Source organism: Candidatus Sodalis endolongispinus (assembly GCF_018777395.1).
GTDB classification, from domain to species: domain Bacteria; phylum Pseudomonadota; class Gammaproteobacteria; order Enterobacterales; family Enterobacteriaceae; genus Sodalis_B; species Sodalis_B endolongispinus.
Genome location: NZ_JAFJYC010000002.1, coordinates 384426 through 410425 on the forward strand (window position 1 = coordinate 384426; position 26000 = coordinate 410425).

At 59.1% G+C, this 26000-nt stretch carries 16 protein-coding genes, 1 other RNA gene, 10 pseudogenes and 1 other annotated feature; of the genes and pseudogenes, 20 read left to right on the top strand and 7 right to left on the bottom strand.

The features are described from left to right. The first annotated feature begins 11 nt into the window (after positions 1-11). The 6 genes from rpmI to ihfA all read left to right on the top strand — a co-directional run bounded on the left by rpmI (position 12) and on the right by ihfA (position 4611). Positions 12-209, top strand: a complete 198-nt coding sequence (gene rpmI / locus JZM24_RS15025; protein ID WP_011411240.1) for a 50S ribosomal protein L35 — start codon at positions 12-14, stop codon at positions 207-209. Positions 210-252: 43 nt separating this feature from the next. Then, the gene (gene rplT / locus JZM24_RS15030) at positions 253-609 is read left to right on the top strand and encodes a 50S ribosomal protein L20 (RefSeq protein WP_074012489.1); all 357 of its coding nucleotides are present in this window, start codon (positions 253-255) and stop codon (positions 607-609) included. A 96-nt stretch (positions 610-705) separates the two neighbouring features. Continuing rightward, positions 706-829, top strand: a sequence feature (Phe leader region). Then, positions 711-776, top strand: a complete 66-nt coding sequence (gene pheM, locus JZM24_RS15035) for a pheST operon leader peptide PheM (protein WP_215671216.1) — start codon at positions 711-713, stop codon at positions 774-776. It overlaps the preceding feature by 66 nt. 94 nt (positions 830-923) lie before the next feature. After that, positions 924-1907: a phenylalanine--tRNA ligase subunit alpha gene (gene pheS, locus JZM24_RS15040; RefSeq protein ID WP_215670656.1), complete on the top strand. Its 984-nt coding sequence runs from the start codon at positions 924-926 to the stop codon at positions 1905-1907. Between the two features lie 15 nt (positions 1908-1922). Continuing rightward, entirely contained in the window at positions 1923-4310 is a 2388-nt protein-coding gene (gene pheT, locus JZM24_RS15045; protein ID WP_215670658.1) for a phenylalanine--tRNA ligase subunit beta, read from the top strand. 4 nt (positions 4311-4314) lie between these two features. Beyond that, positions 4315-4611: an integration host factor subunit alpha gene (ihfA, locus tag JZM24_RS15050; RefSeq protein WP_215670660.1), complete on the top strand. Its 297-nt coding sequence runs from the start codon at positions 4315-4317 to the stop codon at positions 4609-4611. A 133-nt stretch (positions 4612-4744) separates the two neighbouring features. Here the strand turns inward: ihfA and JZM24_RS18880 are convergent. Continuing rightward, positions 4745-5289, bottom strand: a pseudogene (locus JZM24_RS18880) (allophanate hydrolase-related protein); the annotation flags it as partial. Positions 5290-5314: 25 nt separating this feature from the next. Between JZM24_RS18880 and JZM24_RS15055 the strand changes: the two are divergent. The 11 genes and pseudogenes from JZM24_RS15055 to JZM24_RS15105 all read left to right on the top strand — a co-directional run bounded on the left by JZM24_RS15055 (position 5315) and on the right by JZM24_RS15105 (position 13099). Then, the gene (locus JZM24_RS15055) at positions 5315-5758 is read left to right on the top strand and encodes an ABC transporter permease (protein WP_246580106.1); all 444 of its coding nucleotides are present in this window, start codon (positions 5315-5317) and stop codon (positions 5756-5758) included. A gap of 123 nt (positions 5759-5881) precedes the next feature. Next, positions 5882-6433, top strand: coding sequence for a cysteine hydrolase family protein (locus JZM24_RS15060; protein WP_215670664.1), 552 nt, complete (start codon positions 5882-5884; stop codon positions 6431-6433). Positions 6434-6468: 35 nt separating this feature from the next. After that, the gene (locus JZM24_RS15065) at positions 6469-7215 is read left to right on the top strand and encodes an MATE family efflux transporter (protein ID WP_215670666.1); all 747 of its coding nucleotides are present in this window, start codon (positions 6469-6471) and stop codon (positions 7213-7215) included. A gap of 12 nt (positions 7216-7227) precedes the next feature. Further along, positions 7228-7725: pseudogene (locus JZM24_RS15070) on the top strand (MATE family efflux transporter); the annotation flags it as partial. A gap of 349 nt (positions 7726-8074) precedes the next feature. Further along, positions 8075-9072: pseudogene (gene btuC, locus JZM24_RS15075) on the top strand (vitamin B12 ABC transporter permease BtuC). Between the two features lie 44 nt (positions 9073-9116). Continuing rightward, on the top strand, positions 9117-9668 hold the full coding sequence (locus tag JZM24_RS15080; RefSeq protein WP_215670670.1) for a glutathione peroxidase: 552 nt from the start codon (positions 9117-9119) through the stop codon (positions 9666-9668). A gap of 3 nt (positions 9669-9671) precedes the next feature. Further along, positions 9672-10010: an ATP-binding cassette domain-containing protein gene (locus tag JZM24_RS15085; RefSeq protein ID WP_215670671.1), complete on the top strand. Its 339-nt coding sequence runs from the start codon at positions 9672-9674 to the stop codon at positions 10008-10010. Between the two features lie 44 nt (positions 10011-10054). Next, a complete protein-coding gene (locus tag JZM24_RS15090) occupies positions 10055-10204 on the top strand; it encodes a hypothetical protein (RefSeq protein ID WP_215670673.1) in 150 nt (49 codons plus the stop codon). Next, the gene (locus JZM24_RS15095; protein ID WP_215670676.1) at positions 10201-10668 is read left to right on the top strand and encodes a C40 family peptidase; all 468 of its coding nucleotides are present in this window, start codon (positions 10201-10203) and stop codon (positions 10666-10668) included. The genes JZM24_RS15090 and JZM24_RS15095 overlap by 4 nt, the downstream gene beginning before the upstream one ends. Before the next feature lie 22 nt (positions 10669-10690). Next, a pseudogene (gene lplA / locus JZM24_RS15100) lies at positions 10691-11611 on the top strand (lipoate--protein ligase); the annotation flags it as partial. Positions 11612-11739: 128 nt separating this feature from the next. Then, a pseudogene (locus tag JZM24_RS15105) lies at positions 11740-13099 on the top strand (protein adenylyltransferase SelO). A 91-nt stretch (positions 13100-13190) separates the two neighbouring features. Here JZM24_RS15105 and JZM24_RS15110 read toward each other — a convergent pair. The 3 genes and pseudogenes from JZM24_RS15110 to ppsR form a co-directional block, all read right to left on the bottom strand. Continuing rightward, positions 13191-13694, bottom strand: coding sequence for a hypothetical protein (locus tag JZM24_RS15110; RefSeq protein ID WP_215670680.1), 504 nt, complete (start codon positions 13692-13694; stop codon positions 13191-13193). A gap of 750 nt (positions 13695-14444) precedes the next feature. Next, a pseudogene (locus JZM24_RS15115) lies at positions 14445-15523 on the bottom strand (3-deoxy-7-phosphoheptulonate synthase). 103 nt (positions 15524-15626) lie between these two features. After that, positions 15627-16448 (bottom strand): annotated as a pseudogene (gene ppsR, locus JZM24_RS15120) (posphoenolpyruvate synthetase regulatory kinase/phosphorylase PpsR). A gap of 164 nt (positions 16449-16612) precedes the next feature. Between ppsR and ppsA the strand changes: the two are divergent. Continuing rightward, positions 16613-18977: pseudogene (gene ppsA / locus JZM24_RS15125) on the top strand (phosphoenolpyruvate synthase). A 106-nt stretch (positions 18978-19083) separates the two neighbouring features. Here ppsA and rprA read toward each other — a convergent pair. Both rprA and ydiK read right to left on the bottom strand, forming a co-directional pair. Next, an RNA gene (rprA, locus tag JZM24_RS15130) (antisense sRNA RprA) lies at positions 19084-19187 on the bottom strand. A 171-nt stretch (positions 19188-19358) separates the two neighbouring features. Continuing rightward, positions 19359-20459, bottom strand: coding sequence for an AI-2E family transporter YdiK (ydiK, locus tag JZM24_RS15135; protein ID WP_215670682.1), 1101 nt, complete (start codon positions 20457-20459; stop codon positions 19359-19361). Between the two features lie 270 nt (positions 20460-20729). Here ydiK and ydiJ point away from each other — a divergent pair. Continuing rightward, positions 20730-23798, top strand: a pseudogene (gene ydiJ / locus JZM24_RS15140) (D-2-hydroxyglutarate dehydrogenase YdiJ). After that, entirely contained in the window at positions 23795-24253 is a 459-nt protein-coding gene (locus JZM24_RS15145; protein WP_215670684.1) for a hotdog fold thioesterase, read from the top strand. Before ydiJ ends, JZM24_RS15145 begins: the two are co-directional and overlap by 4 nt. Here the strand turns inward: JZM24_RS15145 and JZM24_RS15150 are convergent. After that, positions 24250-25437, bottom strand: a pseudogene (locus JZM24_RS15150) (MFS transporter). The gene JZM24_RS15145 and the pseudogene JZM24_RS15150 sit on opposite strands and share 4 nt — an antisense overlap. Positions 25438-26000: the final 563 nt, after the last annotated feature.

Genomic DNA, 26000 nt, shown 5'->3' on the forward strand with positions numbered 1-26000 from the left:
GAGATAAACTCATGCCAAAAATCAAGACAGTACGCGGTGCCGCAAAGCGCTTTAAGAAAACGGCTTCGGGCGGTTTCAAGCGTAAGCATGCTAACCTGCGTCATATTCTGACCAAAAAATCCACTAAGCGTAAGCGTCACCTACGCCCAAAATCCATGGTTTCCAAAGGGGATCTGGGTTTGGTCGTGCGTTGTCTGCCCTACGCGTAAGCGTCATTTTAATTGGTTCGAATAAGACTTTAGGAGAGAGCATATGGCTCGCGTAAAACGTGGTGTGGTAGCACGTGCACGTCACAAAAAAATCTTGAAACAAGCGAAAGGTTACTACGGTGCCCGTTCGCGCGTTTACCGTGTTGCCTTCCAGGCGGTTATCAAAGCAGGTCAGTACGCTTACCGTGACCGTCGTCAGAAGAAACGCCAGTTCCGTCAACTGTGGATCGCGCGTATCAACGCCGCGGCCCGTCAGAACGGTATTTCTTACAGCCGGTTCATCAATGGCCTGAAAAAGGCTTCCATTGAGATCGACCGTAAAATCCTGGCGGATATCGCTGTATTCGACAAAGTGGCTTTCGCCGCTCTGGCCGATAAAGCGAAAGGCGCCCTGGCGTAAGCCGGTTTAAGAAGAGGGAGCCGGTCTCCCTATTTTTTTCGCGTCAACGGCGGGTACGATTTTAAGCGGTTACATCCAGGCGTTAACAAGGTAATGCAAGCATGAATGCTGCTATTTTCCGTTTCTTTTTTTACTTTAGCACTTGTCTCCCGGGGGCTTGCGCGTAAGTCAAGAAACGAAAAATAGCGCTAAAGCCTCCCGGAGTGGAGGCTTTTTTATTGCTGATAAGCGGGGTGCTCTGCGCGTTTACGCGCTCAGGCGAGTCGCTCGCGCATTACGGTTAAGCCATCTACGGCAGGAAGAAGAGGAAAGCAATGCCACATCTCGCAGATTTGGTTGTGCAGGCCAAAGCAGATATTGAACGGTCACAGGATATAGAGGCGTTGGAATTGGTCCGCGTCGAATATTTAGGCAAAAAAGGGCATTTTACCCAGCAAATGATGGCGCTGCGGGATCTGGCGCCGGACGCGCGGCCGGCGGCGGGTGCGGTGATCAATCAGGCCAAACAGGATGTTTTGCAGGCGCTGGCCGAGCGTAAATCGACGCTGGAGGGCGCGGCGCTGGCGGCGCGGCTGGCGGCTGAAACGCTGGATGTCTCGCTGCCGGGGCGCCGCATGGAAAACGGCGGTCTGCATCCGGTATCGCGCACCATCGCGCGCATTGAACACTTCTTCGGCGAGTTGGGCTTTTCGGTGGCCACTGGCCAGGAAATTGAAGATGATTACCATAATTTCGACGCCCTTAATATCCCCGCCCATCATTCTGCACGCGCCGATCACGACACCTTCTGGTTTGACGCCACCCGGCTTTTGCGCACTCAGACCTCCGGCGTACAGATCCGTACCATGAAGGCGCAGCAGCCGCCGATTCGCATCATTGCGCCGGGGCGGGTGTACCGCAACGATTATGACCAGACCCATACGCCGATGTTCCATCAGATGGAGGGGCTGATTATCGATACCGATATCAGTTTCACCAACCTGAAGGGCACGCTGCATGATTTTCTGCGTAACTTTTTTGAAGAGGACTTGCAGGTCCGTTTCCGCCCGTCTTATTTTCCGTTTACTGAACCCTCCGCCGAAGTGGACGTGATGGGCAAAAACGGCCGCTGGCTGGAAGTGTTGGGCTGCGGCATGGTGCATCCTAATGTCCTGCGCAATGTTGGCATCGATCCGGAAATCTACTCCGGCTTCGCATTCGGCATGGGCATGGAGCGGCTTACGATGCTTCGTTACGGTGTCACGGATTTGCGCGCATTCTTTGAAAACGATCTGCGTTTTCTTAAACAATTTAAATAATGGCGGGATTAACACATGAAATTCAGTGAACTTTGGCTGCGTGAATGGGTGAATCCGGCCATCGACAGCGAGGAGCTGGCGGATCAGATTACCATGTCCGGCCTGGAAGTGGATGGCGTGGAACCGGTTGCCGGCCGGTTTACCGGCGTGGTGGTCGGACGGGTGGTAGAATGCGGCCAGCACCCCAACGCCGACAAATTGCGCGTCAACAAGGTGGATGTCGGCGGCGAGCGGCTGCTGGATATTGTCTGTGGCGCCCCCAACTGCCGCGCTGACCTGCGGGTGGCGGTTGCCACCGTCGGCGCTGTGCTGCCGGGCGACGTCAAAATCAAAGCCGCCAAACTGCGCGGCGAGCCGTCGGAAGGGATGCTGTGCTCGTTTTCCGAATTAGGCATTACCGGCGGCCATGACGGTATCCTCGAACTGCCCGCCGAGGCGCCGGTCGGCCAGGATATCCGCGCTTATTTGCAGCTCGACGATAACACCATCGATATCAGCGTGACGCCAAACCGCGCCGATTGCCTTGGCCTGCTCGGTGTCGCCCGCGATGTCGCGGTGCGCAATCGCCTGGCGCTGCACATGCCGGTCATCGAGACGGTGGCGCCGGAGATTATCGATACACTGCCTATCCGCGTCGATACCATCGACGCCTGCCCGCGGTATTTGGGCCGGGTGGTGAAAAATATTAATGTCGGCGCCGCGACACCGCTGTGGATGACGGAAAAACTGCGCCGTTGCGGGCTGCGTTCGGTGGACGCGGTGGTGGATATTACCAATTATGTGCTGCTGGAACTAGGGCAGCCGATGCACGCTTTCGATCGCGCGCGCATAGAAGTGGGGATCGTGGTGCGTCATGCCCGGCAGGATGAGACGCTGACCCTGCTCGACGGCAGCGAGGTGACGCTTGCGCCCGATACGCTAGTGATTGCCGACCACGGCCAGGCGCTGGCAATGGCGGGAATTTTCGGCGGCGCCGCGTCCGGTATCAGCCCGACCACCCGCGACGTGGTGCTGGAATGCGCCTTTTTCAATCCGTTGGCCATCACCGGTCGCGCCCGCCGCTACGGGCTGCATACCGATGCATCGCACCGCTATGAACGCGGCGTGGATCCGGCGCTGCAGCCGCGCGCCATGGAGCGGGCGACCGCGCTGCTGGTCGCTATCTGCGGCGGCCAGCCGGGCCCGGTTATCGATGTGACCTCCGCATCCGCTCTACCGCAGCCTGCCACCATCACGCTGCGTCGCAAAACCCTCGATCGTTTGGTTGGCCATGTTATCCCGGACGAGGACGTGAGCGATATTCTGACCCGTCTGGGCTGCCAGGTCAGCCGCACAGTGCAGGGCTGGCAGGCCGTGGCACCGAGCTGGCGTTTTGATATGGCTATCGAAGAAGATTTGATAGAAGAGGTCGCGCGCGTATACGGTTATGACGCGATCCCGAATGTGCCGGTGCGCGCCAATCTGGTGATGCCACACCACCGCGAAGCGGCGCTGCCGCTGGCGCGGGTCAAAACGTTGCTGGTGGATCGCGGCTATCAAGAAGCGATAACCTATAGTTTTGTCGACCCCAAAACCCAGGCGCTGCTGCATCCTCAGCAGGCGCCGCTGGTGTTGCCCAGCCCGATTTCTCAAGATATGTCCGCCATGCGTTTGTCATTATGGACCGGTCTTCTCGGCGCGGTGGTCTATAATCAGAATCGTCAGCAGCAGCGAGTCCGCCTGTTTGAAAGCGGTTTGCGCTTTGTGCCTGATAACGCAGCCGACCTGGGAATTCGTCAGGATCTTATGCTGGCCGGGGTCATTTCCGGTCCACGCCTGGACGAACATTGGGATCAGCCGCGCCAACCGGTGGATTTTTACGATGCCAAGGGTGATCTTGAGACAATACTTGAGCTTACCGGAAAATTAGACGATATTGAGTTCAGGTCACAACAGCATTCCGCGCTGCATCCGGGGCAGAGCGCCGCAATTTATCTTAACAATGAAGCCATTGGATTCGTTGGCGTTATTCATCCCGAGCTTGAAGCAAAACTGAATTTAAATGGCCGTACGCTGGTGTTTGAACTACTCTGGGAGAAGGTTGCCGAGCGTAAAGTGCCTGAAGCGAATGACATTTCCCGCTTCCCCGCTAACCGCCGTGACATCGCCGTGGTGGTGGCTGATGACGTCGCAGCAGCAGATATTATCGCGGAGTGTAAGAAAGTTGGCGAAAATCAGTTAGTTGGCGTAAACTTGTTTGACGTGTACCGGGGCAGGGGCGTAGCGGAAGGTTTTAAGAGTCTGGCTATCAGCCTGATCTTGCAGGATACCGCTCGTACACTGGAAGAAGAGGAGATTGCCGCGACCGTTGCGAAATGCGTGGCGTCACTAAAGCAGCGATTCCAAGCATCCTTGAGGGATTGAACTTATGGCGCTTACTAAATCTGAAATGTCAGAATACCTGTTTGAAAAGCTCGGGCTGAGCAAACGGGATGCCAAAGAAATTGTGGAACTGTTTTTTGAGGAAGTGCGCCGGGCGTTGGAAAATGGCGAGCAGGTAAAATTATCAGGCTTCGGTAATTTTGATTTGCGCGACAAAAATCAGCGGCCAGGACGCAATCCAAAAACGGGCGAGGATATTCCTATTACCGCCCGCCGGGTGGTGACGTTCCGCCCGGGACAGAAGCTGAAAAGCCGTGTCGAGAATGCCTCACCGAAAGAGTGAAGCAGACGTAACAAAGGCGCGGGTGCCGTTATCTTTTCGCGACACAGCTTTGGCATAGAGAGCGCTTACAGAGTCCTGGCCTTGGGGCCGGGACTTTGATTTCATTCTGGCTGACACACTTCGGCTAGCACCGCTATGTCGCGGGTCGCCGAGAATGCTTTTGCTCGCGCTCTTCGCTATAGCGGCGCCAACTGCCACAAGCGGTAATGTCGCGCGCCAGCGCACAAGTCTCGCAGATAAACCCTTTCACCCATTCCCCGTCTCGCAATTGCACTGTCCCCATGCGCCAGCGGCGCTGGGATCTCCGCGACGAATCCACCAAAGCGCGCCAGCGGAATATCCCACAGCTCGATATCGATGCATTACCCCTGGTCATCCCGCACTAGACCAGGATTCGGCGGCTGGGTATTGGCCAGCGCGTAAAGCCGATAGCAGGGCGCGGTTTAGCTTTGCGCTACCCGGACGGTGTGGCGCGACGTCAATTGACCATTAAGCGGCATACCGTTGAGATATGCCCCCACCACCGCGACGCGGACCTGACCGGCTGCGGGCCGTGTCAGCGGGGGATAATGGGCGTCCTGTCGCCCCGAGGGTCAGCTTGAACTGATGCTGAACGCGCTGGCCGAACTCCGCCAGCGCCCGAACATGCCAGGCGGGGGCGATAAGGGTGATACCCGCGCCCATTATGCTTCCGCTGGCGTTTATGGTGTTCTGGAGCAAACTGGGTATGGCCGGCCAGGCTGTCAGCAAGGTTATCAGCCACGCGGTGGTGTTTGCCGCGATTCGGCTGGCGTTCATCTCGCTGGGGTTTCGCAGCGTCGATCGGCAACTGGTCGAGGTGGCCACCACGCTGGGCGCCACCGGACGCGATGTCCTGCACACCGTGGTATTGCCGACAGTTGTGCCCCATGTCTGCTCGTGGTTAGTGTTTGTCTTCATCTCCAGCCTGAATGAATATATTATTGCCTATTTGGTGGCCGGGTTTCAGGTCGAGACATTGCCCATCAAAGTGTTCAATAGTCTGCGAATGGGGTTCCAGCCGACGATGTGCGTCAGCGCGGTATTGTTTTTGCTGGTGGATATTCTGGCGTTCAGTTTAATTGCCCGAATTGGCAACCTGCCCAGATTAATGGGCGGGGGCGGCTGATGGGGAGCAGGTCATAGAATGGGGTGTGCAACGTGAGTACTGAAACCGTGAAAAAGAAACTGAATCCTGTGTTGAACGGGCAGCCGGTACTGCTGGTGATTGATATACAAAAGGGCTGTTTTTTTGCCCTATAAACCTACCTCGACCATGCCGTTTATGCCGGATTCCACCGCACGTTACGCGCGCGCATGCGCGGTGGTCGATGCCGCCCGCGCCGCGGGTATTCTCATCGTATTTATTCAGGAAATCCACCATCGCAGCAAGGCGGATTATGGCCGTGAGCTGGACGGCGACGAGAATATCCATTGCCTGGACGGCGAGCCTGGCACGCCGCTGGCCTGGGAAGAAATGGCCATGCGCAAGACGGATTTCTTTATTCAAGAACAGCGCTACTTGGCCTTTTTCGGCACCGGGCTTGAGATCATGCTGGAGGCGTTTGGCGCCAAGACCAAGATTATGGTCGGCGGCTTTACCGATGTTTGCGTGCATTACACTTTTGCTGATGGTCATCAGCATGATTATCACTGCCGGGTGGTACAAGACTGCGTTGCCGGCTCGAGTCCGGCGGCCCATGATGCTTCCCTGCTCGCGATGAAATATTTGCAGCACGGCGCCCTGCGCAGCAGCGCCACCATCATCGACGCCTTGGTCAACAGGAGCGGAGAACAACCGTGAGGCGCGGCGCACGGTGGGTCGGGTGGCACCGCGCAATGGCGCGCGCGGCTCCGGACGGTGAAACCCGCGTTTTACTGGCCATTGCTGCGCCGTTAGCTGTGGCGCAAATCGGTCAGATGGCCATGATGCTCACCGCCAGTATGGTGTTGTGGCGGCTGGACAGCGTCGCGCTGGCGGGGGCGTGGTTATTGTCTTTGCTGGTGTCGCTGCCGCTCATCTTGCTGCTAACCCACATCACGCCGCTGCTGCGGCTGTTTGGCGTCACCGCGGATGTGGCCGGCTATGCCGGACAGTTCTGCCGCGCTTATGCTTGGGGTATCCCCGCCATGTTGTGCAGCGCGCCGCTGCGTTACTATCTGGCGTCGCTGGAGCGGACCCGGATTGTCATGTGGGTGGCGTTTATCGTCTCGGGCGTGCATTTCCCGCTCAGCTGGCTGTGGGTGCTGGGCGCGGGGGACGCGCGCGGGCATGGCATCGCCGGCGCCGGCTATGCGCTCAGTCTTTGCTGGTGGCTGATGCTGGTCGGCCTCGCGTTGTATAGCGCACGCCAGCGGATGCTGCCGCCGGGAATGTTGCGCTTACCCGCCCGTGAACTGCGCACGGCCGTCGGCGCGCTGCTGCGTATCGGCTGGCCCATCGGCGGCCTGTACGCCGCAGAAATGGGATTAATTTCGTTCTCATCGCTGTTGGCAGGGCAGTTTGGTGCGGTATCGCTCGGCGCTCATATGGTGTGTATGAATGTGGCTAACATTATTTTTATGGTGCCTCTGTCGCTGGGGTAGGCGGCGACGGTACGGGTGGCGTTTTTCACCGGACGATTGCAGCCACGCCATTGCCGGCGCGCCGGCAACCGGGCGCTGGCGTTAGGCGCAGTGGTGATGCTGTGCGCGGCGGCGACGCTTGCGTTGTTCGGCCAGCACATTTTGCGCGTGTTCATTGCGCCGACCGATCGTCAGTTTGCCGCTATCGACGCACTGACCGCGCGGTTGTTTGCTATTCTGGCTTGTCACATGGTGTTTGACGGCATGCAGACAATTGCGGCAGGTGCCCTGCGCGGGTTGAAGGATACCCGCTACCCGCTGGTGATTTGCCTGGCGGGCTATTGGGGTATCGCCTGCCCGTGCGCCCTGGTGCTGGCTTTCGGGCTGTCGTGGGGCGCGGTCGGACTGTGGAGCGGCTATGCGCTCGGACTGGCGGTTGTGGCGGGCTTGTTGCTGCTGCGCTGGCGGACATTGATTGGTCGTCGGTTAAAAATGAGGCCGATCCCTGCGGCGCTACCGCCCTGCGCATGACCGACCCAGGGTGGTAGCGCGCCGCGGCGCAACACCAGGGTGCCGCATCATGGCGGACAGCATAGCATGGGCATCACGGCAAACCGCCGCACGCTGACCACGGCGGTGGCAAGGGTCCGCACCAACCGCCGCCGCATTAAATTCGCGGCAGTACCTTTCGCTCTTCTCCTCATCCCCCGGGCCGGGCCGTCCGGGGTTTTTTATGCCTTACGTCCGGCTGAGGCCGACGCGCCGCCGCCTGGACGCTTACGGTGCTATCACTTTCAATAGGATAACGTTAGGATAGAGGCATAATGGGCCGGCGACGTGCTGCGCCAGCGTTAAAGGACAAACAGGGAGGGATGGCATAATGACCGCCTCGGGCAGTCCGGGTTACGCCCGTTTGCTAAAAAGGCAACAGCGGTTCGACCGGCGTCGGGTGGTCCTGCTCGGGCTGCTGCTGGCGTTAGCTTTTAGCCTTAGCGCAGGTGAAATCTGGCTATGGCCCAATCGCTGGTTGAGCGACGAAGCGCGGTTGTTTATTTGGCAACTGCGCTTGCCGCGTTCGTTGGCGGTCGTGGTGGTGGCGCATCGCTGGCGATGGCGGGTGCGGTCATGCAGGGCATTTTCGACAATCCGCTGGCGGAGCCGGGCCTGCTCGGCGTCGCCAACGGCGCCGGCATGACGTTGACGCTGGCGGTGCTCTTGGGCGGCGGCCTGTTGCCAGTGTGGATCTTGGGGCTGAGTGCGGTAGCCGGCGCGCTGCTGATGACCTTGGTGCTGTTGGGGTTTGCGCGCCGACAGACCTCCAATGCCCGGCTGCTGTTGACCGGTGTGGCGCTGGGGATCCTGTGCGGTGCCTTGATGACCTGGCTTATTTATTTCAGCTCCAGCCTGGATTTACGCCAACTGCTTTATTGGCTGATGGGCGGATTCAGCGGGGTGGACTGGCGCGATAAATGGCTGATGCTGTCGTTGCTGCCCTTTCTCATCTGGCTATGCTCCTGCGGGCGGGTGATGAACCTCCTGGCATTGGGCGAGGTGAGCGCCCGGCAATTGGGATTGTCGGTCTATTTCTGGCGCACCGGCTTTGTGCTGGCGTTCGGCTGGATGGTGGGGATAAGCGTCGCGCTGGCCGGCGCCATTAGCTTTATTGGTCTGGTGGTGCCCCACCTCCTCAGACTGTGGGGGCTGAACGATCACCGCGCGTTATTGCCCGGCTGCGGATTGGCCGGCGGCGGTATTCTGCTGCTGGCGGATGTGGTGGCCCGTATGAGTCTCCGGGCTGCGGAATTGCCGGTGGGCGCCGTCACTGCAATGCTTGGCGCCCCCGTGTTTATTTGGCTGCTGGTCCGCGTACGCGCCTAGCCGATGCCGGCATCGCGGCTCGCGCGACAGAAAGGAGGGGAAGGATGCACGAAACACTTTATACGTTACCGCTAAAGTCGCTGGCGGGGGATATCACCACTCTCGAACCCTACCGCGGGTCGGTGCTGCTGGTGGTCAATGTCGCCTCCCAATGTGGCCTTACCGATCAGTACACGGGACTGGAACGCCTTTACCAAACCTGGCGTCATCAGGGGTTCGAGGTACTGGGGTTCCCGTCGAACGAATTTGCCGGTCAAGAGCCGGGTAGCGATGAGGACATCTTGGCCTTTTGCCGCGGGACGTTTGGCGTGCAATTCCCCATGTTCAGTAAAATTCACGTGAACGGCGAGCACCGCCATCCGCTGTACCGTGAGCTTATCTCGGCCTGTCCTGAAACGACGCCGGCGCCAAAGGGGACGCTGTATGCGCGCCTGGAGGCGAAAGGGCTGGCGCCGGCGCATAAAGACGATGTGTTGTGGAACTTCGAGAAATTTCTCGTTGGTCGCGACGGGAGCGTATTGGCTCGTTTCGCGCCTGACGTGACGCCGGAAGACGCGCTTTTGCACAACGCGCTGCAACAGGCGCTGGCGCAATAGATAATGGCGTTGACGGCACCCTCGTCCCGTTGGTTGCTCCGCGCCCGTGATATTGCGGTCCCGGGCCGTTTGCGGCCATTGTCCCGCGCCGTCGCCGCCGGCAGGCGTATCCATATCATTGGCCCCAACGGTGCCGGGAAAAGCACGCTGCTCAGCTGCCTGGCCGGTCTGCAGCCTTTTCACGGCGAGGTGCAGGTGTTGGGCAAAGCGCTCGCGGCCTGGACACCGGGCGAGCTTTCCCGACGGCGCGGTTATCTGCCGCAGCTGGCGCGCGGCGGCGGTACGCAGCCGGTGTTTCACTATTTGCGCCAGCACCAGCCGGCGGCAGCCAGCGAGCGGTAGCGTCCATCGCCGGGCGACTGGCGCATGCCGACGAGGTCTGGCTGATGGCGCAGGGGGAACTGGTGGCGGCAGGCGCCGCCGCTGAAGTGATGACGCCCGGACAATTGGCACGCGTGTTCAACGTCGCGTTCAGTCTGGTGTCGGCCGGCGACCGCCGTTGGCTGCTGGCACCTGAGAGAGTGAAACAACAATGAAAAGGATCGCTGTTCTACTGTTGGGGCTGACGCTGTTGTTGACCGGCTGTAGCCACCATGCGCCGCCGCCGTACCCGCGTTTGTCCGACTCAATCATGGTCATCGCCAAGCTTAACGACCAGCTGAACCAATGGCACGGCACACCTTATCGTTACGGCGGTCTGAGCCCGAGCGGACTTGACTGCTCCGGTTTCGTCTATCTCACCTTCCGCGACCGTTTCGCTATTATGCTGCTACGCACGACCGAGGCGCAGACCGATATCGGCAGCCGGGTGGATCGCGATGAGCTGCTGCCCGGCGATCTGGTGTTTTTCAAAACCGGCCGCTGCCGCTATGGCCTGCATGTTGGCATTTATGATACCGACAACACCTTTATTCACGCCTCTACCAGCCGCTGGGTGATCCGCTCGTCCTTGGAAAACAGCTATTGGCGTAAAGCCTATTGGCAGGCGCGGCGTATTTGACGGGGCCGTGCCGGGAGAAAACATGTCTTCATTGCGAATACTTTTATCGGATTCCCACGATCCCTGGTTCAATCTGGCGGTGGAAGAGTGCATTTTCCGCCAGATGCCGCCCAGTCAGCGGGTACTGTTTCTTTGGCGCAACGCACAAACCGTGGTGATCGGTCGCGCGCAAAACCCCTGGAAAGAGTGCAATACCCGGCGTATGGAACGCGACGGCATCCGTCTGGCACGTCGCAGCAGCGGCGGCGGGGCGGTATTTCATGACTTGGGTAACACCTGTTTTACCTTTATGGCCGGCAAACCGGGATATGACAAAAGCCTCTCCACCGCCATTATGCTCGACGGCCTGCGCCGGCTGGGCGTCGAAGCCCGCACCTCGGGGCGCAACGATTTGGTGGTCGCCACCCCCGGCGGCGAACGCAAAATCAGCGGTTCCGCCTACCGCCAGACCGTCGATCGCGGGTTTCATCACGGCACGGTATTACTGCATGCCGACCTGAGACGTCTGGCGCACTACCTGAACCCCGATGCGAAAAAATTACAAGCCAAGGGGATAACGTCGGTACGTTCTCGGGTGGCGAATGTGGCCGAGCTGGTGCCCGGCATCGATCATGCGCGGCTGTGTCATAGCGTACAGCAGGCGTTTTTTGCCCACTATGGCGAATCAGCGGTGCCGGAGCGCATCTCACCGCAGCAGGCCCCCGACCTGCCTGGATTCGCCGAGCAGTTTCGCCGCCAAAGCAGTTGGGAATGGAATTTCGGCGCCGCGCCGGCCTTTAGTCATTTGCTCGACACCCGGTTTAGCTGGGGAGGCGTGGAGTTGCATTTTGACGTCGAGCATGGCGCCATCAGCCGCTGTCGTATTTTCACCGACAGTCTGAATCCCGCGCCGCTGGAAGCCCTGGCGCAACTTCTACCGGGGGTAGACTACCGGGCGGCGGCGGACTGGCTCGCGACCAGCCTGCGTTGATATACGCGTCCCTGGCGTCCAGGCTTATCCTTGCTGCCGCGCGGCTGACGGCAGAACGTCGTCCGCCCAAGGCGCCGGCTATACTGAGGGCAGGAGGGTCTATGCCACATTATCCGCTCTTTACCAATAGTTATCATCGCTGTCTGCCCGGCTATTACAGTGAACTGGCGCCCACGCCGCTCACCGGCGCGCGCCTGCTGCCCGGAATGCAGCCGCTGGCGCAGGTCTACAGCGGGCATCAATTCGGCGTCTGGGCCGGCCGCCTGGTGGATGGTCGCGGCATTTTGCTCGGCGAGCAGCGGTTGGCGAAAGGCAACATCGTCGACTGGCATCTGAAAGGCGCCGGCCTGACGCCTTATTCGCGCATGGGCGACGGTCGCGCGGTCTTGCGTTCTGTGGTGCGGGAATTTCTCGCCTCGGAAGCGCTGCATCATCTTGGTATCGCCACCACCCGCGCGCTTACGATCGTCACCAGCGAGGAGCCGGTGTGGCGCGAGCAGCCGGAAACGGGCGCGATGATGATGCGTATCGCCGACATCCATGTGCGTTTTGGTCATTTTGAGCATTTTTATTACCTGCGCCAGCAGGATAACGTTACCCGTCTGGCGGATTACGTTATCGAACGGCACTGGCCCGCGCTGGTGGGTGTAGACGGCCGTTATCGGCTGTGGTTGTCTGATGTGGTGGCGCGCACCGCACGGATGATTGCCGGCTGGCAGGCCTGCGGCTTCGCCCACGGTGTGATGAACACCGATAATATGTCGATCCTCGGTCTGACCATCGATTATGGCCCTTACGGTTTTCTCGATGCCTGGCAGCCGGGCTTTATCTGCAATCACTCCGATTATCAGGGGCGTTACGCATTTGATAATCAGCCGGCGGTGGCAGCTCTGGAATCTTAACCGGTTGGCGCATTCGCTGGCGGGCCTGATGCCGGCGGCGGACTTGCAGGCCGCGCTGGCAGGTTACGAGCCGGCGCTGATGGCGGCTTTTGGCGAGCTCATGCGCGTCAAATTGGGTTTGACCCAGGCTCGGGCACAGGATAATGCGTTGTTGACGGATTTGTTGCAACTGATGGCGCGGGAGGGGGCGGATTATACCCGCACCTTTCGCGCGCTAAGCCTGACAGAATGGCAGGACTCGCACACGCCGCTGCGCGACGATTTCGTCGACCGGGCAGCGTTTGATGACTGGTTCAGCCGTTACCGGCGGCGGCTGGGGGAGGAGGGGCTTGACGACGAAGTGCGGCGCCGGGCAATGCTGGCGGCCAACCCGCGCATTGTGCTGCGTAACTACCTGGCCCAGCAGGCGATTACCGGGGAGGAAAAGGGGGAAACAGGCGAACTGGCGCGGCTGCATCAGGCCCTGTGTGACCACTATCGCGACGACCCCGGGCAGGATGATTTCGCCGCGCCGCCGCCTGAATGGGGACGGCACCTGGCTATCTCTTGCTCCAGCTAACCGCGTCGGGTTATAAGCCCAAAGCCTTGCTGCGCCCCGGGTCAACACGCTGGCGTCCCTCTCACGACGCCCTACTGGCAGCCCCTGCCGTTCATTTCAGCCGACGATGTTTTTCGCTATAGTGGCGGATAACCATCCAGGCGTCTGCGCTGGCCACGCCGGCCAAATCCATAATCCCGAAACGCGACTCGTAGCGGGAGCCGTTCAGCGCCGGCAGCAGCGGCAGGCAAAACAGATCCCGACGGCGTTGCTCCGCTTCCCATTGCACAAAAACCGACGTGTGGCGGGGGTCGCCCACCAGCGGGACAATCAGCCGCAGGAAATGGTGCTTCAATAAGCCCAATTCGGTTAGACTCACCCGATGGGCAATCGCCGACGCTGTGGCTTGTTGGCCCGGCGCATAGGCGACCAGGGTGTTATCGACGGTGCGGGTGAGGGTAAACAGTGGCTGACGGAGGCCGTCGCTGTTTTTATACATTACGGCAAAGAAAGTGATGTCGCCGCGAAAGGAAAGCGCGCAATCCAGCCGAAAGGTGGAATGGGTTTGCGTCGGGTAATTTTTTCGCCGACAGCATGGCGTGGGATCCGCCGTCATTATTGGCATACAGGCACAGCAGGTTGGCTCTTTCCCGGGTGCTGGCGATTTGGGTATACATCAACAAACGCCGCTGTTTAATCTGATACAGACAGTGGTTGATACAATCCCCGGACGGATAGCTTTGATGCACAATGTCAACCCGAAAATGGTGTAAATCCCGGCCCGGCATGCCGCTGATGCCGAGTGTAACGGTCTTGAGATGTTTGCCTGTGGCGGGCGGGATTATCCCGCGGCAGACCATGGGCGGGTAGCACCAGCGGTAGTGTCTGCTGGACGTCAGCGTTTGCACCGCCGTCAGCCGTTGCGCCAGCGCTGTGGCTGCAGGCGGCAACGGCGGCTGAAGGGGAGCTGTCAGCGCGTTCAGCGAAGCGCCATTAGGAAAGGCTGGTTTGCATGAATAAACCTCGCGGAGTTAAAGCGAAAACGTTTGCCCGGGATACGCCGGTGGGAAAGCCTGCTGATGGGGACGACATAAATTCTACGCGCGTTTACCCCTTAAAAAAAGGGGTTATCACTGCTGAAATGAGGGCGTGATGGTCGCCTGTGCCTCGGCGCCCACGCGGCCGGACGCTGACGTTGGGGCGCCAACGCTCAGCCAGGCGTTAACGCCGTGGAGCGAAGGCGCGTAAGACGGTGGTTGTGCCGACAACAGGCGCGATACGATGGGGCGTCAACCCCACCACGGGAGCCGGTGGGTGAGGCGGTACCGCGCCCGGGCTGGCCCGTGCCGCTGATAAAAAGCGGCAGTCAATACGCGCCCGGGCTGACCCGTGCCGCCGACGAGAAGCGGCTGTCCAGAGCGTCGTTTAACATTGCCAGCAGGCGTTCACTGTCTTCCCAGCCAAGACAGGCATCGGTAATGGATTGACCGTAAGTTAATGGCGCATCGGCACGCAGGGTCTGATTGCCCGCCACCAGATTGCTTTCGACCATTACCCCCACCACCTGACGGCTGCCGTCGCGCAGTTGTTGGCCAACAGAATGCACGACGTCCCATTGACGACGATACTGCTTCTGGCTGTTACCATGGATGAAATCCACCAGCAAATGCGCCGGCAGTCCGAACGACGCCAATTGCGCACAGGCATCGGCGATCGCCTGCGGCTGGTAATTGGGCACTTTGCCCCCGCGCATAATGATATGTCCATACGGGTTGCCGCCGGTCTGATAAATCGTCATTTGGCCTTGTTTGTCCGGCGACAGGAATAAATGCGACGCGCGGGCGGCGCTAATGGCGTCGATGGCGATTTGAATATTGCCGTCCGTGCCGTTCTTGAAGCCGACCGGGCAGGACAGCGCCGAGGCCATTTCGCGGTGGATCTGGCTTTCGGTAGTGCGCGCGCCGATAGCCCCCCAGCTAATCAGATCGGCAATGTATTGGCCGGTGACCATATCCAGGAATTCTGTGGCGGTCGGCAGGCCCAATTCATTGATCGCCAGCAAGAGTCGTCGGGCAACCTCCAACCCGTCATTTACCCGAAAACTGCCGTCCAGCCCCGGGTCGGCAATCAACCCTTTCCAACCCACCACGGTGCGCGGTTTTTCAAAATAGGTGCGCATCAAGATTTCCAGTCGGTCCTGGTATTTGACGCGCAGCGGGTTAAGCCGGCGCGCATACTCCAGCGCCGCGTTGGTATCATGGATGGAGCAGGGGCCGATTATCACCAACAGGCGGGATCGTCGCCGTGCAGAATACGTTCAATACGCTGGCGCACCCGCAGTACATTCTCAGCCAACGTCGCGCTAAGGGGCAAGGCGGCGGCCAGCGCGGCGGGAGCAACTAATCGATCGATGCGCCGCGTGCGCAATTCATCTGTCTTTTGCATGCTTATCTCTAATTGAGGACTTACCGCGGTGGCGTTACCGGGAAGCGATGCCGCTCACGATACCCCAACCGGCGCTGAATTCAACCTTGCCCGGCGAAATTTGCTAATACATGCGCCGGCTCATCCCCAACACATCCATAATTTTCGCCGCAATTTCCTCAACGGAATGATTGGTGGAGTTGAGATAGCGGATATTGTTATTGCGAAACAGCGACTACACCTCGTTAATTTCCATCCGACACTGGCGCAGCGAGGCATAGCGGCTGTCGCTCAGGCGCTCATCGCGTATCGCCGCCAGACGCTCGGGGTCAATGGTCAGGCCAAACAGTTTATCCTGATGGGCTTTTAACGCCGCGGGCAGCGTAAGATTATCCATATCGTCGGCGATAAACGGATAATTGGCGGCGCGGATACCGTATTGCATGGCTAAATATAAACTGGTTGGTGTCTTACCGCAGCGCGACACCCCGAGCAAAATAATTTGCGCCTGATCCAGATTGCGCAGCGAAATACCATCGTCGTGGGCCAGGGTATAATCAATAGCAGCAATACGTGCATCGTACTTGCTTAAATTGGTGGCGGTCAGGCCATGGGTCCGGTGCGCCACCGGATCTGGCGCAATGCCTAATTCCTGCTGGAGCGGCCACACCAGCGCTTGCACCACATCCTGACAGAACCCAGCGCTCTCCTCAATAATGTGCCGCACCGCCGGGGTGACAATCGAATAAAACACCAGCGGCCGAACGCCGCTTTGCTGATAAAGCGCATTGATCTGTTCGCGTACCGCGCGGGCGCGGGTTTCGCTCTCGACGAACGGCAGGGTGTATAGAGCGGTGGTTAAGGGGAATTGCGACAAAACCGAATGCCCCACCACCTCGGCGGTAATGGCGGTACCATCTGAAATAAAAAATACGCTTCTGTCCATTGATGGCTCTCTTGCCGGAATACGGCTTAGTCTTAATTTGGGCGCTGGCACGATTCATGTTAGGCGAGCGTATGGAGGATTATGCTAATCTCAAAGTAGGCCTTTTTGCCTGTCGTCACCGTAGCGACACGATGTTTGTGCCCATATTAAAAAGGATGACCCAGATGCAGCAAAATAACAATATTGCCGAAAATGTGCTGTGGTATGACCAGCTTGGTATGCACGATGTGGACCGGGTAGGCGGGAAAAACGCCTCGCTCGGGGAGATGATTACCCATTTATCCGCCGTGGGTGTGTCGGTGCCCAATGGTTTTGCTACCACCGCTCAGTCATTCAATGATTTTCTCAATCAAAGCGGTATCAATCAACGCATTTACCAACTGCTTGACCAAACCGACATTGATGATGTCGCCGCCCTCAGCAAGGCCGGTAGCCAGATCCGGCAATGGATCATCGATACCCCATTCCAGCCGGGACTTGAAGCCGACATTACCGCTCGCTATCAGCAACTGTCCGCCGATGACGCCGACGCCTCGTTTGCCGTACGTTCATCGGCCACCGCGGAGGATATGCCCGACGCCTCCTTTGCCGGCCAGCAGGAAACCTTCCTCAATGTGCAGGGCATCGATGCGGTGATGACCGCCATCAAGCATGTTTATGCCTCGCTGTTTAACGACCGGGCCATTTCCTATCGCGTGCATCAAGGCTACGATCACCGCGGCGTGGCGCTTTCCGCCGGCGTGAAGCGCATGGTCCGCTCCGATCTGGCCGCCTCCGGCGTGATGTTCACGATTGATACCGAATCGGGCTTTGACCAGGTGGTGTTCATTACCGCCGCCTACGGACTTGGCGAAATGGTGGTGCAAGGCGCGGTCAACCACGATGAATTCTACGTTCACAAGCCCACCCTGGCCAGCGGTTACCCTGCCGTGGTGCGGCGCAATATTGGTTCCAAGAAAATCCGCATGGTTTATGCCGACAGCGCTTCCCACGGCGAGCAGGTGCGCACCGAGCCGGTGCCAGAAGCCCTGCGTCAGCGCTTTGCCATGACGGATGAATAAGTGCAGGATCTGGCGCGTCAGGCGGTACTGATTGAGCAACATTACCAGCGGCCGATGGACATCGAGTGGGCCAAGGACGGTCACACCGGCAAGCTTTACATCGTGCAGGCGCGGCCGGAAACGGTGCGCTCGCGCGGGCAGGTGATGGAGTGCTATCGGCTTAGCCGCCGCGGCGAGGTCATTATCGAAGGTCGCGCCATCGGCCATCGCATCGGCGCCGGGCCGGTGAAAATTATTCACGATATCAGTGATATGCACCGGGTTGAGGCCGGCGATGTGCTGGTAACCGACATGACCGACCAGGACTGGGAGCCTATCATGAAAAAGGCCGCCGCGATTGTCACCAACCGCGGCGGCCGAACCTGTCATGCGGCGATTATCGCTCGTGAACTGGGGATCCCCGCGGTGGTCGGCTGCGGCGATGCCACCGATCGCATTGGTGACGGACAGCCTGGTTACAGTGTCCTGCGCCGAAGGGGATGCCGGCTACGTCTATCAGGAGATACTGCCTTTCGAGGTGGCCCGTTCGGATATCGACGAACTGCCCGCGCTGCCGCTGAAAATCATGATGAACGTCGGCAATCCCGATCGCGCCTTCGATTTCGCCTGTCTGCCCAATGACGGCGTCGGGCTGGCGCGGCTGGAGTTTATCATCAACCGTATGATAGGCGTGCATCCGCGCGCGCTATTAGAATTCGACCAGTAGACGCCGGCCCTGCAGCGCGAAATCACCGATATGATCCACGGCTACGACAGCCCGAAAGAGTATTACATCGCCCGGCTGACGGAAGGTATTGCAACGCTTGGCGCGGCGTTTGCGCCAAAACGCGTCATCATGCGCCTGTCCGACTTTAAGTCCAATGAATACGCCAATTTGGTGGGCGGCGAGCGTTACGAGCCGGACGAAGAGAACCCGATGCTGGGCTTTCGCGGCGCCGGGCGCTATATTTCCGACTGTTTCGCGCTGGAGTGCGAGGCCATCAAACGGGTGCGTAACGACATGGGGCTGACCAACGTGGAAATCATGATCCCGTTTGTGCGCACCGTGGCGCAGGCGCAGGCGGTGGTCGAAGAGCTGGCGCGGCAAGGGCTGAAGCGGGGCGAAAACGGCCTGAAGGTGATTATGATGTGCGAGATCCCCTCCAATGCGCTGTTAGCCGAGCAATTCCTCGCCCACTTCGACGGTTTTTCCATCGGCTCGAACGACATGACACAGCTGGCCCTGGGCCTGGATCGGGATTCCGGCCTGGTGTCATCGCTGTTCGATGAGCGGGATGAGGCGGTGCGCGCGCTGTTGTCCATGGCTATCCGCGCCGCGAAAAAGCAGGGCAAATACGTCGGCATCTGCGGACAGGGCCCGTCCGATCACGAAGATTTCGCCGCCTGGCTCATGGCGGAGGGGATCGACAGTCTGTCGCTTAACCCGGATACCGTCGTTAGCACCTGGCTAAGCCTGGCCAAAAAATAGCGGCAGTTAGCTGCGCGCTAATTTGGCGGCGTAAAATAGCATGTGGCTAAATAACGAGCGCCGGTATATTAATACCGGCGCCATTATTTTATTTGTCACAAATAAGACAAAAAAAAGCCCATCTTAAAGATGGGCAAAGACTACACACAGCAATTCTGTCATGCAGGGGAGCATTAAAATCATCACTAAATCATAGAGCTAATAACACGCATAGTAAGGATAAACCTGCAGTACTTCACCAAGATTCATCCTATATAAGCTGCATCACGCGGCCAGTATCCGGTAAAGGGAAATAGCGGCGGGGTAAATTAGCAGTGAAAAAGAATAACCGTCGCGGCGGCGGTCATTATTGTCCCGGCGTGCGCCGGGAAGCGGAGGAGATTAATGTAATTCTTTGAGTTGTTTTTCCGGGTTATCGATTTTTTCCGGCGGTGGCGCCTCCTGCATCCAGGCGAAAATCAACCGCCAGGATACCGCCAGTACCACCGGGCCGATGAACAGGCCTATCATTCCGAAGGCTAGCAAGCCGCCTAATACGCCGCACAACACCAGCAGCATCGGCAGGTCGGCCCCCATATGGATGAAAATTGGTCGCAGGATGTTGTCCAGGGTCGCCACGACGCAGCTCCACACCAATAGCACGGTTCCCCAGGTAGTGTCGCCACTCCAATAGAGCCAGATCATGGCCGGAATAAGCACCGGCAAGGGGCCCAACTGCGCGATGCACAGCACGAACATGGTCACGGTCAGTACGCTCGGGAGCGGAATGCCGGTGATAGCCAGACCGATACCGCCCAGTACGGACTGGACGATGGCGGTCAGCAGCACGCCAAGCGCGACCGCGCGGATGGCCTGCGCTGCCAGCAGGACCGACGCATCCCCCCGTTCGGCGCCCAGGCGAATGGCGAAATGTCGCACCGTCATTCCCACGCGTTCGCCGCGCAGATACAGAAAGACGCTGAACAGAATCATCAAAGCGCAGTGCAGCAGCAAACTGCCCAGGTTGGCCACCTGGCCCAGCAGCCAGCTGGCGGCTTTGCCGATGTAGGGCTGGATTTTGCTCATTAACGGCGCGCTGCCGCCGGAGATAAGCGATTGGCAGGCGCTGTAGAGTTTGCGGCCCACCATCGGCACATTTTGCAGCCAGGCAAGGGCGGGCAAGGTCAGGCGGTCCGGCTGCGTCGCCCAGGCCACCAGCGGTGCGCTATTATCAACAATACTGCTCACCAGAATCGACACCGGCAGTACAAACAGCAGCAACAGCAGCAGCGTCATGACCACCACCGCCAGCGAACGCCGTCCCCAGAGCAGATGCTGCACTTTAATCAGCAGCGGCCAGGTGGCTATTACCACCATTGAAGCCCAAGAAAAGCCGAGAATAAAAGGCTGTACCACCCAAAAGCAGCCAATAGTCATCAGCGCGATAAACGTCACGCTGAATAACATTCTGGGCAAATCGTGAAGCGGGCGCGGGAAATCCATGTAACACCTTTCTCCTCAAACAAACGACGGGTTACCCACGGCCTGCAAGGCCAATTTGGGCGAGTAGCATAATGATGGGGTATATCGCCGTTTTTTGACAGGGGGGATGAAAACTTTCGCCACGTAAGCCGCTCAGGTCGCCGCTGTAGGGGGATTTTTTTTGGCCAGCAGGACATGGAAGAAAAATATATGATAAAACAGTCAGGTTCGGCTGTTGCCGGCGGGCCCCCATCGCCCTGATGAGGCTTTAACACAATAGGTTTAGCGTCCATGCTTCCAAAGATTTCCCAGGCCCCTGGCGTCGACCCGGTGGTGATCCGAATTCCTCGACCGGCTGAAGCGGGAGTGATTTACCGGCGATAGCGCCACCGCCTATGCCGACCGCCTGACCATGGCGACAGATAACAGCATTTATCAATTGTTGCCCGATGCGGTGATCTTTCCCCGCTCCAGCGAGGATGTCGCGCTGATTGGCCGGCTGGCGACGTTGCCAGCGTTTCACTCGCTCAGCTTCACCCCGCGCGGCGGCGGCACTGGCACCAATGGACAATCCCTTAATCGCGGCGTGATTGTGGACATGTCACGCTATATGAACCGCATTCTTGACGTCAACGCCGAGCAAGGCTGGGTGCGGGTGGAAGCGGGGGTTATTAAAGATCAGTTAAATCAGTATCTCAAACCGCTCGGTTATTTCTTCTCGCCCGAGCTGTCCACCAGCAACCGCGCCACCCTGGGCGGCATGATCAATACCGATGCCTCGGGACAGGGCTCGCTGGTGTACGGCAAAACCTCCGATCATGTCCTCGGACTGCGGGCGGTATTGCTGGGTGGCGAGCTGCTAGAGACCAGCGCGATGCCGACGTCGGCGGCGCAGGCGCTGGCGACGCAGCCGGGCCGCATTGGCGACATTTATCGCACGGTCTTGGAACGCTGCCTGCAGCAGCGCAGTCTGATCGTGGAAAAGTTTCCCGATCTCAACCGTTTCCTGACCGGTTATGATCTGCGCCATGTCTTCAGCGACGATTTGCAAACCTTCGATCTAACCCTTATCCTCACCGGCTCCGAGGGTACGCTGGCGTTTATCACCGAGGCGACGCTGGATATTACGCCGCTGCCGAAAGTGCGCCGTTTAGTGAATGTGAAGTATGACTCTTTCGATTCCGCCCTGCGCAATGCGCCGTTTATGCTGGCAGCCCATGCGCTATCGGTGGAAACCGTCGATTCCAAGGTGCTGAATCTGGCGCGGGAGGATATTGTCTGGGACTCGGTGCGCGAGCTCATCGAAGATGTCCCTGGCCAGACGATGCAGGGGCTGAATATCGTGGAATTCGCCGGCGACGATGGTGCCCTGATAGACGGTCAACTGGAGACCTTACGCGCCGGGCTGGATAGCTTGATGGCGGCCGGCGAGGCCGGGGTTATCGGTTATCAGCTGTGCGGTCAGCTGGCGGAAATCGAGCGTATTTACGCCATGCGCAAGAAAGCGGTAGGGTTGCTTGGCAATAGCAAAGGCCCGGCGAAGACAATCCCGTTTGCCGAAGATACCTGCGTTCCACCCCAACATCTGGCGGATTATATCGCCGAATTCCGGGCGCTGCTCGACAGTCACCAGCTCAGCTACGGCATGTTCGGCCATGTGGATGCCGGCGTGCTGCACGTGCGTCCCGCGCTGGATATGTGTGATCCGGCGCAGGAAGTGCTGATGAAGCAACTGTCCGATCGCATCGTGGCGCTGACCGCCAAATATGTCGGCCTGCTGTGTGGCGAGCACGGTAAAGGTTTTCGCGCCGAGTACAGCCCGGCGTTCTTTGGCGACGTGTTGTACCAGGAGTTGCGCCATATTAAAACGGCGTTCGATTCTGCCAACCGGCTGAACCCCGGCAAAATTTGTCCGCCGCTGGCAAACGATGCGCCGATGCTGACGGTGGATGCCGTCAAACGCGGCACTTTCGATCGCCAGATCCCCGTGGCGGTGCGCGGAGCCTGGCGCGGCGCAATGGAGTGCAATGGCAACGGTTTGTGCTTTAACTTTGACACCCTGAGTCCGGTGTGCCCGTCGATGAAAATCACCGCTGACCGGATCCATTCACCAAATGGACGGGAGACGCTGGTGCGCGAATGGCTGCGGTTGCTGGCGCAGCAGGGCGTTAGTCCGCTGCAGTTGGAGCAGGAATTGCCGCGGGGAATGGCCACCCTGCGCGACGTCGCCGCGCGAGTGGGCAACAGCTGGCGGGCGCGGCGCGGCGAGTACGATTTTCCCACGAAGTGAAAAGCGCGATGTCCGGCTGTCTGGCCTGTAAGGCCTGCTCAAGCCAGTGTCCGATTAAAATCGATGTACCGGGCTTCCGCGCGCGCTTTTTGCAGCTTTACCACAGCCGGTATCTACGACCGGTGCGCGATTATCTGGTGGCGGGGGTGGAAAGGTACGCGCCGCTCATGGCGCTGGCGCCGGCAACGTTCAATTTCTTTCTCAAGTGGCCCGTCGTGCGCACGTTAAGCGAACGTGCCTTAGGGATGGTGGATGTGCCGCTGCTGTCGCAGCCGCCGTTGCGTCGTCAGGCGGCGGACATTTTCAACGCGCAGCCCACGTTGGAAGCACTAGAGCACATGTCCGTCGAACAGCGCCAGACCCATGTGCTTATCGTGCAGGATCCCTTTACCAGCCATTATGATGCGCGCGTGGTGGCGGATTTCGCCCGTCTGGTGGTAAAACTGTGGCTGACACCGGTGTTATTGCCCTTTTCCCCTAACGGCAAAGCGCAGCATATCAAAGGGTTTTTGCAGCGTTTCGCCCGTACCGCCCGGCGCACGGCGGATTTTCTCAACCGCACGGCGCGGCTGGAACTGCCGATGGTGGGGGTCGATCCGGCTCTGGTGCCCTGCTATCGAGAAGTGCTGGGCGCCACCCGTGGCGATTTCCAGGTGCAATTGGTCCATGAATGGCTTGCCGGCCTGCCGGAGAGCGACCACGCACCGTCGCGGGTCCACGCGCCCGAACCGGCGGTACAGGCGGCGCCCTGGTACCTGTTCGGCCACTGTACCGAAGCCACACAATTACCGGCGAGCGCCCGGCAATGGCGCGACATTTTCGCCCGCTACGGCGCCCGCCTGGAGACGGTCAGCGTCGGCTGCTGCGGCATGGCGGGCACCTATGGTCACGAGAGCGCGAATTATGCCCATTCGCGCGGTATTTATGCGCTCTCCTGGCAACAACAACTTGCACAGCTGCCGCGCGGCCGTTGCCTGGCGATCGGCTATTCCTGCCGCAGTCAGGTCAAACGTATTGAGGGGGAAGGTCTCCGTCATCCGCTGCAGGCGCTTTTGGAGATTATCGCATGATTTGGACGCGTACGCCGTCGTTGGAGAGACTTAATCAGATAGCCCAGGGATGCATGATAGGTTATCTGGGGATCTGCTACACCAGACTGGAGGAGGATGAACTGGAAGCCATCATGCCGGTGGATGAACGCACCCGTCAGCCCTTCGGCATCTTAGACGGCGGCGCTTCGGTGGTGCTGGCGGAGACAGTGGGCTCCGCCGCCGGCTATCTTTGTACGCGCGAGGACCAGCGGATCGTGGGGCTCGATATTAACGCCAATCATCTGCATAGCGTTTATGATGGCTGGGTGCGCGCGGTATGCCGCCCGTTTCATCTTGGTCGCACGCGCCAGGTGTGGGATATCCACATTTTCGATGACACGGTGCGGCTGACCTGCGTCTCCCGCTTGACCACCGCCGTGTTGGACGGGGCCGGGCGGCTGAGGCGACACTTGGCGCCTTTACAGCGAATTTAGGCCGGCGCCGTCTGCTTTAGCCGTAAGGTCATCAGCGCCGCCAGCACCGCCATCAGCGCGGCGGCCAGATAGATCCATGACATGCCCAGATGGGACATCACCACGCCGGCGGCCGGCCCGGCCACGCCAAGCGCCAGATCGAGAAACGCGCAGTAGGTGCCCAGTGCGGTGCCCTGATTTTGCGGCGGGACCTGTTTCATGGCCTCCACCCCCAGCGCCGGAAACACCAGCGAGAAACCGGCACCGGTAAGCAGCGCGCCGATACTCGCTATCGCCGCGACCGGCGCCGCCCACAGCAGCAGCCCGGCGGTTTCAACCACAAAAGACAGCAGCGCCACCCGACGGCCGCCGTAACGGCCGATGACGTTGCACCACATCAGTCTGACGCCGACAAAAGCGCAGCTCATCAGCGTCAGGGCGAAGGCGGCGCCGCTCCAACCGCGCTCGGCAAAATACAACGTGATGAAGCTGACAATGACGCCGAAACCCAGCGTTCCCAGACCCAGTACCAGACCGAACAGCCAGACTTTACCGAACACGGCGGTAAACGGAATACGCCTGCCGGCGCTTACGCTGACCGCGGGACGGCGCAGTGCCACCTGCCAGGAGCCAATGCCGACCAACAGGATGAACCCGCCGACCAGCGCCAAACCGCCGAGGTTATTGAAAAGCACCCCCAGCGGAGCGCCAATGGCGATTGCGCCGTAGGTGGCCACGCCGTTCCAGGAAATAACACGGCCGGTGTGCCGCTGTCCGACCGCGCCGATGCCCCACAGCATCGAGCCGGTGCTGGCGAAACTTTCGCCCACGCCCAGCAGCAGCCGGCCGGCAAAAAGACAGCAGAGACTCAGCACCGGCTGGGCGGTAGTGGCACGGGCCATCATATAGCAGGCGCCGCTCAGGGCGCAGCATAGCAGGCCGATAAGCACGATTTTTTCGGTCCCAGCAGATCGGCGCAGCGGCCTGCATAGGGACGGCTGGCCAGGGTGCTGAAATATTGCAGGCTGATGGCGATACCGGCGAGCAGGGTCGAAAAACCCAGCGTGGTGTGGGTAAAGCCTGGCAGGATGGCCAGCGGAATACCAATGGTCAAATAGCAAATAAAGGTGAAAAAAGATAGGGATGATGCGCTTATTCAACTCCGGTGCCGCGAGTGGCGCGGCGGGGCGGTCAGACGTGGGCATAACAGGATCCAGCGGGCAATCACCAAAGGACCCAGCATAGCGCTATCACCCGGGTCATGGGAATCAGAAATGTGCCCGGTTGGTCGCCGTCAGGGCAGGTCAGGCGTACCGACGACATCCCCTTACTGGACAACCCGCCACAGGGGGCGACGCGGTGGCAGCGACCTATGCCGTTGGTTTGGCGGCGCACAGAAGAGCCTGCTGCCGCCGGCGCTTTTGTGATATAATTGTTATCAAGACCAGCAAGGCCGTGATGACCGTGATGAGCTCGATAATTGAAGCCAATATTAGCGAGCGTAATCGGCCAGCAGCCACGTAATGATAATTATTATCAAATAAAGACAGTATAGCCGTTACGCTTATTTCCGTCGCATTTTAGGGTTATTTCCCCATTGGCTATTTGCTGAACGAAAATGACGAATTATTTTTTCGCCTGTTATAAAAATAGTTTATTTCTATGAATATTCGCTTTAGTCACGGGGCAGAAAGTTTTAGTATTAAAAAATGTTCTTTTCTTTTCATACATACGGAAAATCAGGGTATTAGCGGTGTAATAGCCATAA

Bases quoted from the DNA above. Each gene is read 5' to 3' on its own strand.
- rpmI (WP_011411240.1), top strand. From the start codon at position 12: ATGCCAAAAATCAAGACAGTACGCGGTGCCGCAAAGCGCTTTAAGAAA.
- rplT (WP_074012489.1), top strand. From the start codon at position 253: ATGGCTCGCGTAAAACGTGGTGTGGTAGCACGTGCACGTCACAAAAAA.
- pheS (WP_215670656.1), top strand. From the start codon at position 924: ATGCCACATCTCGCAGATTTGGTTGTGCAGGCCAAAGCAGATATTGAA.
- pheT (WP_215670658.1), top strand. From the start codon at position 1,923: ATGAAATTCAGTGAACTTTGGCTGCGTGAATGGGTGAATCCGGCCATC.
- ihfA (WP_215670660.1), top strand. From the start codon at position 4,315: ATGGCGCTTACTAAATCTGAAATGTCAGAATACCTGTTTGAAAAGCTC.
- JZM24_RS15055 (WP_246580106.1), top strand. From the start codon at position 5,315: ATGGTGTTCTGGAGCAAACTGGGTATGGCCGGCCAGGCTGTCAGCAAG.
- JZM24_RS15065 (WP_215670666.1), top strand. From the start codon at position 6,469: ATGGCGCGCGCGGCTCCGGACGGTGAAACCCGCGTTTTACTGGCCATT.
- JZM24_RS15080 (WP_215670670.1), top strand. From the start codon at position 9,117: ATGCACGAAACACTTTATACGTTACCGCTAAAGTCGCTGGCGGGGGAT.
- JZM24_RS15085 (WP_215670671.1), top strand. From the start codon at position 9,672: ATGGCGTTGACGGCACCCTCGTCCCGTTGGTTGCTCCGCGCCCGTGAT.
- JZM24_RS15090 (WP_215670673.1), top strand. From the start codon at position 10,055: ATGGCGCAGGGGGAACTGGTGGCGGCAGGCGCCGCCGCTGAAGTGATG.
- JZM24_RS15095 (WP_215670676.1), top strand. From the start codon at position 10,201: ATGAAAAGGATCGCTGTTCTACTGTTGGGGCTGACGCTGTTGTTGACC.
- JZM24_RS15110 (WP_215670680.1), bottom strand. From the start codon at position 13,694: ATGACGGCGGATCCCACGCCATGCTGTCGGCGAAAAAATTACCCGACG.
- ydiK (WP_215670682.1), bottom strand. From the start codon at position 20,459: ATGGATTTCCCGCGCCCGCTTCACGATTTGCCCAGAATGTTATTCAGC.
- JZM24_RS15145 (WP_215670684.1), top strand. From the start codon at position 23,795: ATGATTTGGACGCGTACGCCGTCGTTGGAGAGACTTAATCAGATAGCC.